The 15598-nt window shown below is 65.5% G+C and carries 21 protein-coding genes and 1 tRNA gene; 10 read left to right on the top strand and 12 right to left on the bottom strand.

Annotated features, from left to right (window positions below; genetic code table 11):
* Window positions 1–237 precede the first annotated feature (237 nt).
* Entirely contained in the window at window positions 238–585 is a 348-nt protein-coding gene (locus NFV80_RS11060) for a cupin (protein ID WP_296758684.1), read from the bottom strand.
* Window positions 586–855: 270 nt separating this feature from the next.
* On the opposite strand from NFV80_RS11060, the gene NFV80_RS11055 reads away from it, so the two are divergent.
* Window positions 856–1944 carry an NF038122 family metalloprotease gene (locus NFV80_RS11055; protein ID WP_295326761.1) on the top strand — a complete coding sequence of 363 codons (1089 nt, stop codon included), beginning with the start codon at window positions 856–858 and terminating at the stop codon, window positions 1942–1944.
* 36 nt (window positions 1945–1980) lie between these two features.
* On the opposite strand, the gene NFV80_RS11050 is transcribed toward NFV80_RS11055, so the two are convergent.
* Window positions 1981–2322: a hypothetical protein gene (locus tag NFV80_RS11050; protein WP_295326759.1), complete on the bottom strand. Its 342-nt coding sequence runs from the start codon at window positions 2320–2322 to the stop codon at window positions 1981–1983.
* A gap of 112 nt (window positions 2323–2434) precedes the next feature.
* Window positions 2435–3463, bottom strand: a complete 1029-nt coding sequence (locus tag NFV80_RS11045) for a PstS family phosphate ABC transporter substrate-binding protein (protein ID WP_295326757.1) — start codon at window positions 3461–3463, stop codon at window positions 2435–2437.
* A 184-nt stretch (window positions 3464–3647) separates the two neighbouring features.
* Between NFV80_RS11045 and NFV80_RS11040 the strand changes: the two genes are divergently transcribed.
* Both NFV80_RS11040 and NFV80_RS11035 read left to right on the top strand, forming a co-directional pair.
* Window positions 3648–4400, top strand: coding sequence for an SDR family oxidoreductase (locus NFV80_RS11040; protein ID WP_295326756.1), 753 nt, complete (start codon window positions 3648–3650; stop codon window positions 4398–4400).
* Between the two features lie 32 nt (window positions 4401–4432).
* Complete coding sequence (locus NFV80_RS11035; RefSeq protein ID WP_295326754.1) at window positions 4433–5251, top strand: pyruvate, water dikinase regulatory protein; 819 nt, start codon at window positions 4433–4435, stop codon at window positions 5249–5251.
* Window positions 5252–5266: 15 nt separating this feature from the next.
* Here the strand turns inward: NFV80_RS11035 and NFV80_RS11030 are convergent, their stop codons facing one another.
* The 8 genes from NFV80_RS11030 to NFV80_RS10995 form a co-directional block, all read right to left on the bottom strand.
* On the bottom strand, window positions 5267–5587 hold the full coding sequence (locus NFV80_RS11030; RefSeq protein ID WP_296758680.1) for an AzlD domain-containing protein: 321 nt from the start codon (window positions 5585–5587) through the stop codon (window positions 5267–5269).
* Window positions 5584–6267 carry an AzlC family ABC transporter permease gene (locus NFV80_RS11025; protein ID WP_296758686.1) on the bottom strand — a complete coding sequence of 228 codons (684 nt, stop codon included), beginning with the start codon at window positions 6265–6267 and terminating at the stop codon, window positions 5584–5586. The genes NFV80_RS11030 and NFV80_RS11025 overlap by 4 nt, the downstream gene beginning before the upstream one ends.
* A 145-nt stretch (window positions 6268–6412) precedes the next feature.
* The gene (locus NFV80_RS11020) at window positions 6413–7342 is read right to left on the bottom strand and encodes a metal ABC transporter substrate-binding protein (RefSeq protein ID WP_295329455.1); all 930 of its coding nucleotides are present in this window, start codon (window positions 7340–7342) and stop codon (window positions 6413–6415) included.
* Between the two features lie 15 nt (window positions 7343–7357).
* Window positions 7358–8239: a metal ABC transporter permease gene (locus NFV80_RS11015; RefSeq protein ID WP_295329457.1), complete on the bottom strand. Its 882-nt coding sequence runs from the start codon at window positions 8237–8239 to the stop codon at window positions 7358–7360.
* Window positions 8236–9015, bottom strand: a complete 780-nt coding sequence (locus tag NFV80_RS11010) for an ABC transporter ATP-binding protein (protein WP_288126924.1) — start codon at window positions 9013–9015, stop codon at window positions 8236–8238. Before NFV80_RS11010 ends, NFV80_RS11015 begins: the two co-directional genes overlap by 4 nt.
* A complete protein-coding gene (locus NFV80_RS11005) occupies window positions 9012–9167 on the bottom strand; it encodes a hypothetical protein (protein ID WP_288126926.1) in 156 nt (51 codons plus the stop codon). The genes NFV80_RS11010 and NFV80_RS11005 overlap by 4 nt, the downstream gene beginning before the upstream one ends.
* A gap of 199 nt (window positions 9168–9366) precedes the next feature.
* On the bottom strand, window positions 9367–9567 hold the full coding sequence (locus NFV80_RS11000; protein ID WP_288126928.1) for a zf-HC2 domain-containing protein: 201 nt from the start codon (window positions 9565–9567) through the stop codon (window positions 9367–9369).
* Complete coding sequence (locus NFV80_RS10995; RefSeq protein WP_288126930.1) at window positions 9564–10208, bottom strand: sigma-70 family RNA polymerase sigma factor; 645 nt, start codon at window positions 10206–10208, stop codon at window positions 9564–9566. Before NFV80_RS10995 ends, NFV80_RS11000 begins: the two co-directional genes overlap by 4 nt.
* Window positions 10209–10505: 297 nt before the next feature.
* Here NFV80_RS10995 and ald point away from each other — a divergent pair, with 297 nt between their 5' ends.
* From ald to NFV80_RS10965, 6 genes are all read left to right on the top strand, one after another.
* Entirely contained in the window at window positions 10506–11624 is a 1119-nt protein-coding gene (gene ald, locus NFV80_RS10990) for an alanine dehydrogenase (protein WP_295329461.1), read from the top strand.
* A 731-nt stretch (window positions 11625–12355) separates the two neighbouring features.
* On the top strand, window positions 12356–12505 hold the full coding sequence (locus NFV80_RS10985) for a hypothetical protein (protein ID WP_295329463.1): 150 nt from the start codon (window positions 12356–12358) through the stop codon (window positions 12503–12505).
* A 28-nt stretch (window positions 12506–12533) separates the two neighbouring features.
* Entirely contained in the window at window positions 12534–12935 is a 402-nt protein-coding gene (locus NFV80_RS10980) for an SUMF1/EgtB/PvdO family nonheme iron enzyme (RefSeq protein WP_295329465.1), read from the top strand.
* Window positions 12932–13201, top strand: coding sequence for a tail fiber domain-containing protein (locus tag NFV80_RS10975; protein WP_295329467.1), 270 nt, complete (start codon window positions 12932–12934; stop codon window positions 13199–13201). The genes NFV80_RS10980 and NFV80_RS10975 overlap by 4 nt, the downstream gene beginning before the upstream one ends.
* A 36-nt stretch (window positions 13202–13237) precedes the next feature.
* Window positions 13238–13453 (top strand): hypothetical protein, encoded by a 216-nt coding sequence (locus NFV80_RS10970; RefSeq protein ID WP_295329469.1) that lies wholly within the window; start codon window positions 13238–13240, stop codon window positions 13451–13453.
* Between the two features lie 55 nt (window positions 13454–13508).
* Window positions 13509–14450: a hypothetical protein gene (locus NFV80_RS10965; protein WP_295329471.1), complete on the top strand. Its 942-nt coding sequence runs from the start codon at window positions 13509–13511 to the stop codon at window positions 14448–14450.
* Between the two features lie 155 nt (window positions 14451–14605).
* Here the strand turns inward: NFV80_RS10965 and NFV80_RS10960 are convergent.
* Window positions 14606–14696 (bottom strand) — tRNA-Ser (locus tag NFV80_RS10960).
* Window positions 14697–14976: 280 nt separating this feature from the next.
* Here NFV80_RS10960 and NFV80_RS10955 point away from each other — a divergent pair.
* Window positions 14977–15598, top strand: a 622-nt coding sequence (locus NFV80_RS10955) for a GntR family transcriptional regulator (RefSeq protein WP_296758674.1), incomplete at its 3' end; no start/stop codon positions are given.

The raw sequence follows: 15598 nt of genomic DNA, 5'->3' as shown, positions 1-15598 counted from the left end.
GCCCGGCAATCGCTGGCGATCACGGACGCCCCGTTCCGCTTCGCATAGACGGTGCAGCCGGCATTCGTACGATTATGCACCGCAATTCGTCAGGCGCGGGCTGGATGCCTCACCCTGCACACAGGCGTGTCCGGCTTGACGCGAAAGTTGCGGCAGCGACTCACGAAGCTCCGGGCTTGCGGCGCTGGAAGAGAGGCAATCGGGCTCGGCCCTCCGCATTGCAAGTGTCTGCAACCGTCATGCCGATTCGGCCGGGGACCCCGTCGATCCGTAGTGGATGGCAAGCCAGATCGTCCTCTGGTCGGGACTGGTCCAGTCCACCCGGTGTCGACGATGTGGCGCAATATCTACGTGATCGCCCGTGCGCAGCCTGCGCGCCTCGGGTTCGTCGGCGAAGCGCAGGAGAGCTTCCCCTTGCAACAGGAGAACCCATTCGCCCTCTGGCTGGTCATAATAAAAATCAGGTGGGCTCGAATGTCCGCTCGATACTATGCGTTCGATCAGGAGGCCCGGCCGTGCGAGCAATTGCAGGAACTGCTCGTCTTCCGCGTTGAATGGGGGCAGCTTGGCAAACAGATTATCCATGGTGTGCAGGCGAAGACGGGGTTCATCGTAGGTGGAGAGGATAGGCGAGATGACCCTTGTGCGCCGCGTGTTCGCGATCCGGCGAAGTGGAAGGGGTGCCCAGGCCACGCACGCGGTGGCCAGCACGATGCGAGCAAGAAAAAAAGGTTGCAAACTGTTTCGCGGTCGGTTCGCGCAGAATGTCTACGCCGAACCGGTGCCCGTTCTGCGATAGAATCCGCGGACCTTGGCGCGCCACAGCCCGTCCGCCGTATGTTCTGGAGAAAACCGATGCATAGTCGCCCGCCTTCCAGCTGTTTGCCGATCATTCTTGCTGCGCCGTTGGGTCTCGTTGCCGGAGTCGTTCACGCCGGACTGGTTTTCAGTTTCAGTTCGACGGGCAATTCCCAGGCCGACGCGGCTTTCGCGGCCGCGGGTGCGCGCTGGTCGTCGGACTTTACCGACAACGTGACGATCAATGTAAATGCCGGGTTTGCCGTTCTCGCCCCGGGAGTCCTGGCCAGTACCTCCACAGCGGCCGTTCTTGCCCCCTATACGATGGTGCGCGATGCGCTGATCGCCGATGCCACTTCCGCGGATGACGCCACCGCCGTTGCCCACTTGCCGGTCGGTTCGGTAAATATGTTGATCAATCGCACGGCCAACGATCCGAATGGAGCGGGCAGCGCCACGCCCTATCTCGACGCCAACGGCAGTGCCAACAACCGGGCGATTGCCATGACGCGGGCGGATGCCAAGGCCCTCGGACTGATTGCCGGCAACAATGCCACGATTGATGCCAACATCACGTTCAACAGCAGTTTTTTCTACGACTTCAACCCGGCGGATGGTATCGGCGCGGGCCTGTACGATTTCGTCGGTCTGGCGACGCACGAACTCGGTCACGCTCTCGGCTTCATCAGCGGCGTGGACGTCCTGGACACGGAGTCGCCACCGGCGGCGGGGCCCTTTCCCGAGGACGACTTCACCAACGTGACCCCGCTCGATCTGTATCGGTACTCGAGTGACAGTGCCGTGGTTGGCGCCATCGACTGGACTGCGGACAGTCGTGCCAAGTACTTCTCGATCGACGGTGGCGCCACCGACATTGCACTGTTCGCCACCGGGAAGAATTTCGGAGATGGACGGCAGGCAAGTCACTGGAAGGATGATCTCGGTATCGGCGTGATGGACCCGACCGCTGCTGGTGGCGAGAAGCTGGGCATCACCCCCACCGACCTGCGCGCCTTCGACGTCATTGGCTGGAACCTGGCCAGCGCTTCGCTCCCCGAACCGGTGACGCCCTTGCTGTTCGCCAGTGCGCTTCTTGCCGGCGGCCTCGCCCGGCGGCAGCAGACCGCCGAGCGGCCGAACGGCTAGGCGGTCGATCCCTGGCAGCGGGGCCGGGGTTTGCCGCTACGCGCGTGCCGGAACTATGGGTTCGGGCGCGATGACCTCGCGTATCGCCACCTTGAGCTCATTGCGGTCGAGACCGACGAGCAGCAGCAGGCCGGCACGGACCACTTCGTTCTTGCGCACATCGACGCCCTGGCGCGCCAGCTGCTTCCGCAGCCGGGCCAGTTCCCTATATTCGCCTTTCGGAATGCGCAGCTTGCAGCGCACACGCTTGGCGCCGGACTTCACTGTCTTGGCGGAAGGCGGTTTCTGTGCGCTTGCGCTGGCGAGCCGCAGGAGTTTCAGTTGGTGTGCGGCAGCGACGATCGCGTCTACGCCGGCAAGGATGGCTGGTTCTGGCATTGCAAATTCCGCAACGGAGTGGGACGGGTGATGGGGGGCCTGGTACGGTCGTCCGGGCGTGGATTCTTCGGCGCCCGACCGGGCCCCTTCGCTTGTTTTTCCGCTCGGCCGCTCAGGAGCCGTGCATCAAGGCTTCGAGCAGCTTCTTCATATCGGCCGGACGCGGGCGAGCCTTGTTCTCGCCACCGTAAATGCTGCCGACCTTTTTTGCGGCGATGCGTTCGAGGTTGTCGCTGTACGCCCTCGCTGGCAGCGGTACGTCATTCGCTTCAACGACCAGGCGCGGGCCGTTCTTCATCAGGTAGTCGACGAATTCCCTGACCGCGGGCTTCTCCAGCGACTTTTCGCTGACGTAGAGGAAGACTGGCCGCGACAAGGGCTGATAGCTGCCATTGCGGATGTTGTCGACGGTTGGCAGGACTGCCTCCTTGCCGTCGCTGATCGCCACCGCCTTGAGCGTCTTCTGGTTTTCGACGTAATAGTCGAGACTCAGGTAGCCCAGGGCATCCTTGTCGGCGGCGATGCGTTGGGCCAGTACCGCGTGGTCTTCGGCCGTGCTGACGTCAGGCCGGCTGGACTTGGGCTCGCCGACGACGATTTCGGTGAAGGACTCGAAGGTGCCGGAGTCGGCGCCCGGAGCATAGAGCTTGATTTTCTGGGCCGGCCACGCCGGATTGAGATCCTTCCAGGTATTGATTCTGCCCTGCGCAGCGGGCTCCCACAGCTTTCTCAGGTCGGCGACGCTCAGGCTGCTGACGAAGGCATTCTGCGGATTGACCACCACGGTCAGCGCGTCGTAGGCGATCGGCATCTCGTAGAAACGCACGCCGGCCTTGGCACAATCCTCGATTTCCCGCTTCAGGATCGGCCGTGATGCATTCGAGATGTCGGTTTCGCCGCGGCAGAACTTCGTGAAGCCGGCGCTGGTGCCGGAAACTCCGATATTGACATGCACTTCGTGAAGCTTCACCCGCTGGAACTCCTGTGCCGCGACTTCGGTGATCGGATATACCGTGCTCGATCCGTCGATCCTGACCACCGGTGCCGCGGCCAGGGCCATCGGGGCGAAGGCGAGTACGGCGGAAAAGGCGACTACGGGAACAAGCGAAGCACGCAAGCGGGCTGCCGGATTGCACATCATGGGAGTCTCCTTGATTATCGGTTGAGCGGAACGACGTCCGGATTATGTGACCGATTTGTGACAGATTGATGACACGCCGCCAGCCGCCCACGAGCAGCGGCCGGCGGTTTGCGCGCCGGGGCGCGACCCCCGATAATGCGCGCTGGCGCCGGCGCGATCTGCGGGCGATACAGGGAGAGGCAGCATGGACTTGTGGGAATGTCCGGCGGTGGTCACCGGCGCGGCGTCCGGCCTGGGAGCCGAAACGGCGCGCTATCTCACCGAGGCGGGGGCCAATGTGACGGTCATCGACATCGACGCCGACGGTGTGCAACGGCTTGCCGACGAAATCGGCGCCCTCGCCATTCACTGCGACGTGGCCGATGCCCAATCGGCGGATCAGGCCATCGCCCGGGCGCGGGCGGCGCACGGTGCTGCGCGGGTGCTGGTGCACTGCGTCGGCCGCGGCCACTTCGAGCCGATCTTCGGCGCTGGTGGCCCGATGCCGCTGGAGGATTTCCGCCAGCTGGTCGAGGTAAACCTGATCTCGACCTTCAACATGATGCGGCTGGCGGCTGCCGACATGGCTGGCCTGCCGCCACTCGCCAACGGAGAGCGCGGCGTCATCCTGTCCACGGCGTCCGTTTCCGCTTATGAAGGGCAGAGCGGCGAGGCCGCCTACTCGGCGTCGAAGGGCGGCGTGGTCAGCATGATCCTGCCCGCTGCGCGCGAACTCGGCCCGCTCGGCATTCGCGTCGTTGGCATCGCCCCCGGCCTGTTCGGAACGCAGACCCTGTTCGACATGGAACGGAACCTCGACTCGCGACTCGCCCACCAGATCCCGTTTCCGCATCGCTTCGGCGATCCCGCCGAGTTCGCGATGCTCGTCCTGCACGTCCTGAAGAACGTCATGATCAACGGCAGCGTGCTGCGCCTCGACGGCGGCTATCATCGCTGAGCGGTTGGCGCAAACGGCAAGGAGACGGAGAAGTGTCCACGAAGATCGTGCTGTATCTGGTCTCGCATGCCTCCGGCGAACTGGTCGAGATGCTGGCGCGCAACGCCGTCACGCAGCTAGCCGGAGTGGAAGTGAAGCGCCATCTCTGGAAGGCGGTTCGTCACCTCGACCAGGTTCCCGAGATCCTCGGTGCCCTGGCCAGCGCACCGGGCTACCTTCTGCACAGCATCAGTCACAGCGACGTACGTGAGGCGCTGGAAGAAGGCTGCCGGCGGCTCGCGATCCCCTACCAGTTCGCGCTGGAGCCGCTGCTTGGGCAGCTCGCGGAATACTCGGGTGCCGAGGTACAGGTCCATAACAGCTCGCGCGACGTTTTCGACGAGGACTACTACCGCCGCGTCGAGGCCATGAAGTACACGCTGGCGCACGATGACGGAATCGGCAGCGAAGACCTAGACGGCGCCGACGTCATCGTCGTCGGTGTGTCGCGGGCGACCAAGACACCGACCTGCATGTATCTTGCGTCGCGCGGCATCAAGGCTGCCAACGTGCCGCTGGTGCCCGGCGCGCCGCCGCCGGTGGGCCTGCTGCAGGCGAACGGGCCGCTCGTCGTCGGCCTGACGGTCGATCCGGTGCGCTTGGCGACAGTTCGCGCCGCCCGCCTGAGCGCGCTCAAGGACGATGCCAACATCGACTACGCCGACCTCGACGGCTTGCGCAGGGAAGTACTCGAAGCGCGTCGCCTGTTCATTCGCCGCGGCTGGCCGATCATCGACGCCAGCCATCGCTCGATCGAGCAGACCGCGTCGATGATCATCGAGATGCTGCGCAAACGCGCGGAGGGCAGGTAGCGCTGCGGCGCTGTGCTAGAGCAGCAGGCGGTGGGCGAAGAACGCGGCGAGGCCGAGGGCGATCGTGAGCAGGAGATTGCGGCCGAGAATTCCGGCTGCCAGGCTGACCAGCGCCGCGATCAGATAAGGGTTGCTCGGGGAAAGGTGCCAGTCGCCTTTCGGCAGCAGCACCGCCGGCAGGGTGATCGCGGTGAGCACCGCCGGTGGGATGAACTTGAGCGAGCTCTCCAGCCACGGCGCGAGGCGGATCCGGTCGGCCATGGCGAAGAGGAAATAGCGAATGCCGAAAGTCACCGCCATCATCCCGCCGATCATCCAGGCTTCCGTCGTGGTCATTGCCGGCATGTCTCGTCGCGTGTGGCAGCCAGGCGCTGCGCAAGCAGGCCCGAGGCGATTCCGGCGCCGGCCGAAACGACGATTCCCAGCTTGTACGGCAGGGTCAGCGTGAGCAGCGAGGCGGCTCCGGCGGTCAGGACGCAGACGACTACCGGCAGAGTCCTGACGAAGGGGATGATCATGCCGATGAAGGTGACCGGCATCGCCACGTCGAGCCCCCAGCCCTGCGCGTCGGGAATCCTGTTGCCGAGCAGCAGGCCGAGAAAACACCACAGTTGCCAGTTGAGATACATGGCGATCGACGATCCGAGCTGGTACCAGTGCTGGTAGGGGGAGGCGTCGTTCCTCTGGAAGCGATGCACCGTCACCGCGAAGGTTTCGTCGGTCAGCCAGAACGCGAGAGGGATCCGCCACCGCTGCGGCAACTCTTTCAGGTACGGCAGCAGGGTCGCGCTGTAGAGCATGTGGCGCAGGTTCACGATCAGCGTCGTCAGCACGATGATTGCGACCGGCGTCTGCGCGGCGACCAGTCCGACCGCGATGAACTGCGAAGATCCGGCGAAAACGAACGCCGACATGGCAATCGCCGCCGCCATCGACAGGCCCGAGCTGGCGGCGATTGCTCCGTAGATCAGGGCGAACGGCAGCGCGCCGAGCAGCAGCGGCAGCGTGTCGCGCATTCCGGTGAGAAATTCGTGTCGCTTGAGCGCCTCGGCAGCGGTCGGGGAGGAGAGGCCAGCGGCAGAGACCGGCTCCCCCTCCGAAGTCGCCTGGCCGTTGCGACTGACCGGGGAAGGCGGTTTGGACTCGCTGATCCCTGCCATTTCAATCGGCCAGCGCCGCAGACAGGGTTTTCGCGTTGTGGCGCACCATGCCGAGGTAAGTGTCCGCCGGCGTGCCGGGCTGGGACAGCGAATCGGAGTACAGCGTGCCGCCGATGCGCACGCCCGATTCGCGGCTGATGCGCTCGAGCAGGCGCGGGTCCGCGATGCTTTCGATGAACATGGCGCGAATCGCTTCCCGGCGGATCTGCCGGATGAGCGCACCGACTTCGCGTGCCGTCGGCTCGGCGTCGCTGCTGACGCCGACCGGAGCGAGGAAGCGGATGCCATAGGCGCGGCCAAAGTAGGCGAAGGCGTCGTGCGAGGTGACGACCTTTCGCCGGGCGGCGGGCAGCGAGCCGAACGTGCTGCGCAGCTCGGCGTCGAGGGTGCCGATCTGCCGCTCGAGCCGGCTGGCGTTCGCCTGATAGTAGGCCCGATTCGCCGGGTCGGCGTCGGCGAGAGCGGTGGCAATGTTGGCGACGTAGCGTCGGGCGTTGGCCAGGTCCTGCCAGGCGTGCGGGTCGACCTCGCCGTGCTGCGCGTGTCTGTCCGCGTCGGCGCCGGCGAGGCGCAGGGTTTCGACTCCCTGGCTGGCGACGATCACCCCGCCGCGGTAGCCCGAGGACTGGATCAGGCGAGCGATCCAGCCTTCGAAGCCCAGTCCATTGACGATCACCAGTTTCGCTCGCGCCAGCAGCCGGGCGTCCCCCGGGGTGGGCTGGTACACGTGCGCATCGGCTCCCGGGCCGACGAGACTATGCACCTCGACGCGGTCACCACCGACCTGCTTCGTGAGGTCGCCGAGGATGCTGAAGCTGGTGACCACCGGCAGCGTTTCAGCCGCCGCAAGGCGGCCGCCGGCAAGACCGATGATGCCAACCAGGGCGATCGCCGCCAGTCGGTGCAGCGTCTGGGCAAGAGCACGTGCCATCGATATTCTCCTCCTTCAGCGTTCGAAATGCCAGGTCGATCGCCAGCGCGCGGCCACCGGCCCCAGCCGCCCGATCGTCATGGACAGCAGATAGGCGGCACCCAGGGTGAGGACGATCGCCGGTCCGGCCGGCAGATTGAGGTAATAGGAAAGCAGCAGACCGAGCAGCGAGCCGGCAAAGGCGGTGCCGACGGCGATCAGCAGCAGCGCTCCGAGCCGGTCGACCCACAGGCGCGCCGCGGCCGCCGGCAGGATCATGATCCCCAGCGCCATCAGCGTGCCGAGCGCATGGAAACCGGCGACCAGATTGAGCACCAGCAGAATCAGGAAGCCATAGTGCGCGACCGGGGCGAGGCGGCTGACGCGCGCCAGGAAGGCCGGATCGCAGACCTCGAGCGCGAACAGGCGCAGGCCGCAGGCAAGCGCGATCACCGTCAGCGAGGCGAAACCGGCGAGCAGGAAAAGGGCGGCATCGTCGAGCGCCAGGACGCTGCCGAAGAGGACGTGCAGCAGATCGACGCTGCTGCCGCGCAGCGAGATGATCAAGACGCCGGCGGAAAGCGCCAGAAGGTAAAAGGTGGCGAGACTGGCGTCCTCCCGGATCACCGTGTTACGCGCAACGCCGCCGGTCAGCACGGCCACCGCCAGGCCGGCGATCAGGCCGCCGCAGGTCATCGCCGGCAACGACAGGCCGGCGATCAGATAACCGATCGCGGCGCCGGGCAGGATCGCGTGCGACATCGCATCGCCGGCCAGACTCATGCGGCGCAGCATCAGGAAGACGCCGACCGGCGTTGCGCCGATCGACAGCGCGAGGCAGCCGGCCAGCGCCCGGCGCATGAAGCCGAACTCGATGAAGGGCGCGAGCAGCGGCAGCGTCGACCAGCCTTCGTTCATGCGCTCCCCCCATCGCCATGGCAGATCGCGGTCCGTGCGTCGTCGCCACGACCTTCGGCCAGTTCGCGCGCGCGTGCCAGATTGGCCTCGCCGAGCACGCTCGCGGTCGCGCCACGCGCGACGACTTCGCGCGCGAGCAGCAGGGTTTCCGGGTATTCGCGCAGGACGTGATCGAGATCGTGCAGCACGCTGATCACCGTTCGCCCTTCGCCGTGCCAGCGTCGCACGAGCGCGGCCAGATCGCGCACGCTGGCCGCGTCGATCGCTCCGTACGGTTCGTCGAGCAGAACCAGGGGTGCGTCCTGCAGTGCGACGCGGGCAAACAGCGCACGCTGCAACTGGCCGCCGGAGAGCGAGCCGATCGGGCGCCGTTCGAGGCCGCTCAGCCCGACGGTGGCGATCGCCTCGTCGATGCGCCCGCGCAACCGGCGGTCGAGGCCGGAGAAGGCACCGATTTCTCGCCACAGGCCCATCGCGACGAAATCATGGACGATGATCGGGAAGCCCGTGTCGAGCGTTGCCTGCTGCGTCAGGTAGGCGATCTGCCAACGTTGCAGGCCATGCCGTTCGATGCGGCCGGCCAGCGGCCGCAGTTCGCCGGCGATTGCCTTGAGCAGCGTCGATTTGCCGGCGCCGTTCGGGCCGACGATGGCGAGCAGGCTGCCGGCGGCAATTTCTCCGTGCAGGTGGTGAACCGCCGGGTGGCGGTTGTAGCCCAGCGTCAGGTTGTCGAAACGCAGTTGGGGATCGGCGCGGATGCCGGCCGAAGGTTTCAATCGAGCGCCCAGAGGACAGTCGTCCACAGCAGCGCCAGGGCCCCGATGGCCCAGATCAGGCGCGCCGCGGCGCCGCTGCAAAGCACGCTGTCGAGCCTGGCGGCAGCGGGCGGCGATTCGGTTGGAGCGGTGGAAATAGGGGGCGTGCGCACGCGCGGAGCACCAGGACTGGCGGCTGCTGGATCAAGGAAGTGGCGGATTCTGCCTCGTCCGGCGACGCAATGCAATCCGTTCGGGAACAGAGGTCCGAGATTCCTGCTTGTCGGCGGCAACTGGCCACTCTCCGGCCGCGCCACCGAAGTGGCAGCGCGCTGGCCGGGATCCGCGCGAGCCCGGAAGTTCGCGGCCGGCTCAGGTGGACGGTGGCGGTGCCGGCTCGTCGGTCGTCACCTCCTGCCCACACGCCTCGCGCAGAAACGACAACTGCCGCCGGTAGTTGCGGCAGCCGACACAGATCAGCCAGTGAAAACGCAGCGCGAAACGCTCGCCGCCTTTGAGGGGACGGTCCATCGCTTCCGACATCAGGCGGACGGCCTGCCGGCAGTTCATCATCGCGACGAGTCTCCGCCAGCGAACCATTTCTGGTCGAGGCACAGGCGCAGGCCCATGCGCGCCCGATGCAGGACGACCCAGCAGTTGTTGCTGCTCATCGACAACTCCTCGCAGATCTCGTCGGTATCCAGGCCGAGCATTTCGCGCATCATGAACACGCGCGCGGTGCCCGGTGGCAGGCGGTTCAGGCAGGCATCGAAAACTGCCCAGAAACGCCGGTTTTCGAACGCCTTTTCCGGGTCTCCCCAGTCCGCCGGCCGGCTATCGCCCTGCCAGTGACCGTCGGCGCCGAACAGGGGATCGAAATCGCTCTCGTCGATCTCGTTCTCGGGTTGCTCGTAGCTGGGCTCACGCACTCGCTTGCGGATGATGTCGACGATCTTGTTCCGGAGAATCGAGAACACCCAGGTCTTCAGCTTTGCCCGCTCGGCAAAACGATCGGCACCCTGTAGCGCGGCGAGCATCGCTTCCTGCACCGCATCTTCGGCACTTGCCTGATCGCGCAACTGGAGGACGGCAAAGCGCAGCATTTCGCGCTGGAAACTCGCCAGCTCGCCGGCAATCGAAGCGGCCGCCGGCGGCAGCGCCTGGCTCCGGGAGGGGCGCGTCGGATCGGCGCTGCCGCCGGCACTGGCAATCATGTGGCGGCGTCGGCGACGGCTGGCTGGCGAGTTTCTGGCACGGGCAGCATCGGTTTCAAGAAAGCAGGTGGCGATTCATCCAGCCACGAGGAGGGGGTGCGCAGGCGTTGGTGCACCGACTGCCAGCCACCGCGCAGCGGCAGTGTAAACGCAAGCGCCTGCTCGGGATAGTCCTGGCGCCACGCGCGGTCGCCTGCGAGCCTCGCCGCGGTCGCATGAATGCACCGAAAAAGCGGTCGCGGCGGCGGAAATGGCCTAAGATGGGCAGCCCCGCAACTACTGGCAAAGGAGACAGAAATGCACATTGGCGTACCCAGGGAAATCAAGAACCATGAATACCGTGTCGGGCTGACCCCGTCATCGGTCCGGGAAATGGTCGCCCACGGTCATCGGGTGACGGTGGAAACCGGTGCCGGAAAAGGCATCGGCGCAACTGACGAGGTGTATCGGAAGGCCGGTGCCGTGATCTCGGCGAGCGCGGAAGAGATCTTCGCGAACGCCGAAATGATCATCAAGGTCAAGGAGCCGCAGGCCGGAGAGCGTGCGCTGCTGCGCGAGGGGCAGATTCTGTACACCTACCTGCACCTCGCCCCCGATCCCGAGCAGTGTGCCGACCTGGTGCGCAGCGGCGCCGTCTGCATCGCCTACGAAACGGTGACCCAGCCCGGCGGCGGCTTGCCATTGCTGGCGCCGATGTCGGAGGTCGCCGGTCGCCTGTCGGTGCAGGCCGGAGCCTACTGTCTGGAGAAGGCACACGGCGGCATGGGCATCCTGCTCGGTGGTGTCGCCGGTGTCCCGTCGGCGAAGATCGTCATCCTCGGGGGCGGGGTCGTCGGCTCGAACGCGGCGCAGATGGCCGTCGGCAGTGGCGCGCAGGTGGTGGTCATCGACCGCAACATCGACGTGCTGCGGCGCATCGATCGCCTGCTCGGGGCGCGCGTGATCACCGTCTTTTCCAACCGCGACAACGTCGAGCATCACGTGCAGCGCGCCGACCTGGTCATTGGCGGCGTCCTCATTCCCGGTGCCGCCGCGCCCAAGCTGATCACGAGAAAGCTGGTCGACGAGATGAAGCCGGGTTCGGTGATCGTCGATGTCGCCATCGACCAGGGGGGCTGCTGCGAAACCGCCCGGGCGACGACCCATGCGGATCCAACTTACGTCGTCGGCAACGTCGTGCACTACTGCGTCGCCAACATGCCCGGCGGTGTGCCGCGCACCTCGACCTACGCCCTCAACAACGCGACGCTGCCCTTCGCGCTGCAGATCGCCGACAAGGGCTGGCGCCAGGCGCTGCGGGACAACGAACACCTGCGCAACGGTCTCAACGTCGCCTTTGGCAAGGTCACCTGCAGCGAGGTCGCGGAAGACCTCGACTACGAGTACCACGAGGCGCTGTCGGTGGTCGGCGGCTGACGGCACTGGTCGCGGGCAGGCACTCCCCATTTTCATCCATTTCTGCAATTTGCCGAGGAAAGCGATGGCACGCAAAATTCGACCGATCACGATCTGTCTGCTGGCGATCTCGGGCACGGCGACCGCAATCGACGTTTCGAAGCAGGGAAGCTCCACACAGGAGGGGACCTACTTCGCTTCGCCTTACCGGTCCCAGGGGAGCGCCAACCCGTACACCGACGAGTCGGGATACGTGAGCCCTTACCGAAGTTATCCCGGTTCCTCGAGCAGCCCCTTTTGGCCGCAAAGCGAATCGCAGCCGCCGAGCAAACCTCACAAGCAACAGCCGGCTGCGGGAACGAGCCAGACCAGGTCGCAAGCGGGTGCGGGAACGAGCCAGACGAAGACGGCCGCGAGCGCGTCCGGTCGTCCGCCAGCGAGTGCCGGGTCAGGCCAGACCAGGGTTGGCAGCAGTTCGACGAGTCACAGCGCCAATCGCTCGACGCTCGACGCCAACGGATTGTCCAGGCCATCGGTCCTGAAGCAATCCGACAAGATTGGATCGACCAAACTGCAGCCGTAAGGCCAGTCAGCCTTCTGCCTGACGCTGGCGCGTGAGTTGCGCGCCGAGTTCCTGGCCGAAGCCGAGGCATGCCATCGGCCAGCCTCGCCGCAGCGCTCCACTTGCGGTTTCAGCGGCGGAGGCGCGGCGCTGGCTGGTCGCCGCCCACAAGGAACGAACGAGATTGCTGATGCCGAGGGACGAATCACACGAGTCGAACGTCGTGTGCCGAGCGGGAGCGGCGACCCGGCCGACAGCGCCTTCCCGGCGGACGACCCTGCTGCCCGACCTCGACAGGGTCGAGATTCCCGGCGGCGAATTCCTCTACGGCGAGAAATGAGAGAAGCGCACGCTGCCGGCTTTCCGCATTGCGCTACCCGGTGACCAACGTTCAGTCCCAGACCTTCGTCGACGCCGGTGGCTATCGCGACGAGCGCTGGTGGTCCGACGTTGTGCGGCCGGACCCTGAGCCCTCGCGCTGGCCGCAGGCGAACCGGCCACGGACGAACGTCGACTGGTACGAAGCGGTCGCCTTCACGCGCTGGCTGAGCGCGCAGTTGGGCTACGAAATCCGCCTGCCGACCGAGGAAGAATGGGAACGCGCCGCACACGGCAGCGACGGGCGAGAGTATCCCTGGGGCGGCGGCTACGAGAGCGGCCGGGCGAACGTCGACGAGACCGCGCGGTATGGTGGCAAGAAGGTCGGTGAGTGGTGCCTCAACCCGTACGATCGCCCGAGCGAGAAACGGCGATTTCGGATGAGCGCTTGAAGAAGAACATGGCCCCGATCGACGATGCCCTGACGCGCCTGCTGTCGTTGCGTGGTTTCTCGTTCGAATGGATCGACCCAACGCTGGGCCAGAAACGGGAAATGGGGGTACTGGCCCAGGACGTGGAAAAGGTGTTCCCCGACCTGGTGCAAATCCTTACCGATCGCAAGTTTGTCAATTACCAGGGCTTGATTCCGGTGCTCATCGAAGCGCTCAGGGAAATGCGTGGACAGGTCGTGGAACTCCGCGACAGGGTTCTGGCCTAGGCGCTGATCCGCCACCAACATCAACTCGAATCTGAAATGGACGAACATTCGATGCACGAGAAAATCCAGACCCGCCTCGAAGGACTCCGCGAGGAATACGCCTCGGGGCAGAAAGTGATGGCCGAACTGCAGAACCGCCAGGCCGAGCTGCACCAGACCCTGCTGCGCATCAGTGGCGCGATCCAGGTGCGCGAGGAAATGCTTGCAGGTTCCGCCGGCGATCGGTCGGCTGAGCCCGATTCGGGAAGCTGACGATCCGGGCGGCCAATCCGCCGCTCGGTCGCGGGCCATCGAACGACTCCAGCCGATGCTTAACAGCCTCGAAAACTGGTTGGCCAACGCAGCCCGATTGGCGCTACCCGCCGACGTGACGCTCGCCATCGGCCCGCTCGTCGCTCCCACCGGCCTGCCGCTGCTGAACGTTGCGGCGAGCCGCCTGCGTCCGATTGGGAGCCAGCACGACGACAATCGGGAACCGCGCCAGCCGGCGATCCGCAGCCGGCGCTTTCCCTTGTCGAGCGCGGGCAGTGTTGCGGAGTTTCTCCTGCCACGCGAGATCGCTGCCGGCGACATTCTCGAAGTCGAACTCGCTCCCGGGCGGCTCGCGCGGCCCGGTGACGACTACGAGATCCGGCGCACCGCGCGCAGCAAACCAGACGACTCAGCCGGACGCGCACCGCTTGCCGGCGAGAACCCGGGCGCATCGCAAGGCGCCGGCTGCGCCGCAGAGTGGGATGAGACGATCGTCTTCTGCCGCCCGCCGCCGGCCGGATGCGCCCTGGTTGTCCGCGATGGCCAGGCGAGTGGCTACCGCCAGGTCTCGGCCTGCCGCGTGATGATCCAGCTCACTGCCTGGGCCGCGACAGCCGAAATGGCCGACGCTCTGCTCGCGCCGCTGTTCGCTTCGGCGTTTGCCGCATTCGCCAAGGTCGACCGCATCGAACTCGTGCGCGACGAACGCGCCGGCCTCGTGCTGCGTCTTCTCGACCCGCAAGCCGATCTCGCAGCACTCGAGCGCACGGTTGCAGACGGCGTGTCATCGTCTGCGCCGCCGCCCACGCGCAGCAGCGCGCGGCTCGTCGTGCGTGGTGAACTCGAAACGACTGTGCTGCTCGCGGAACATCCGGCGAGCGCAACGATCGAGTGCATCGACTACACACTGAACTGGTCAGCGGGCAGCGGCAACAGCGCTGGCAGGACGCAGTTCGCGTCGACCGAGCGTCGTCGCCTGACTGATGCCGATGTGTGACGAGAACGTTGGTGGCGAGCGCCTCGCGTCGTTTCATGCATTCGGCACAAGACCGCATGCCTGTCGCTTGTGCTCCGCGTGCTTTGCCAGGCGCCGCCGACGTGCTTTCCGGCTCTGCAAAGAAACCAATAAAGCAGTGTGTTACGATCATTTTCTGGCGGAGAGAGCGGGATTCGAACCCGCGTTAGGAGATTATCCTAAACACGCTTTCCAGGCGTGCGACTTAAACCACTCATCCATCTCTCCGGGGGGACGTGCATTCTAGCAGAAGGTGAAACGAACACCAAACCTCGAATCCCGCCTCGAATCGCGCCTCGAATCGCGCCTCGACTTCCACCTTCCCTGCATGCGTAGGGGATGTCTTCGGGAAGCGATGCGGGTGGTGGCAGCAACGCGGCGACGGTGCGCGATGCCTGCTTGCAGTCGCTGATTGTTGCACTGCAGCTTGTCATTCTTCAAAACTGTCGGTATCTTCCCGGTCCCAAGCTTATATCGTATACGATATTCGGAGTTCCCCACGCCGCCCATGCCATCGCTGCTCGAACGCGTCGCCGCCCAGAAGATGCCCCCGCTCAGCGCTTCGGATCACGTTGCGCAGATGCTCAAGAAGGCGATCGTCGATGGCTTGCTGCCGGCTGGCGAGTTGCTCCGGCAGGACGAAATCGCGGCGCATTTCCACGTCAGCAAGATCCCGGTGCGCGAAGCGCTCAAACACCTCGAAGCCAAGGGCCTGGTCACCTTTCTGCGCAACCGCGGGGCTGTCGTGGCGTCCTTGTCGCCGGCAGAAATCGAAGAGTACATGGAAATCCGGGCGATGCTCGAAGCCCGCGCGGCACGGATCTCGGCCTCGCGGATCGGCGATGCTGCGATCGAGCAGGCGCGCCGACATTTCGACGACTTCGACCATGCGGTCGACAGCGGTCGCTGGGGCGAATTGAACTGGCTGTTTCATTCGACCCTCTACGCTGCGGCGGGGCGACCGATCCTGCTCGGCGAAATCCGTTCCCTGTACAACAAGGTCGAGCGTTACGTACGCGCGCTCTTGTCGGTAACCAGCGAAATGCCCAAGACCCAGCACGAACACGCCGCGATTCTCGACGCGTTTGTCCGCCGGGACCCCGACGCGGCGGCAGAACTCACTCGGGCGC

The organism is Accumulibacter sp., assembly GCF_023806565.1.
Taxonomy (GTDB): domain Bacteria; phylum Pseudomonadota; class Gammaproteobacteria; order Burkholderiales; family Rhodocyclaceae; genus Accumulibacter.
The sequence above is the reverse complement of the archived record's forward strand: the minus strand, read 5'-3'. Positions and strand labels throughout refer to the sequence as shown.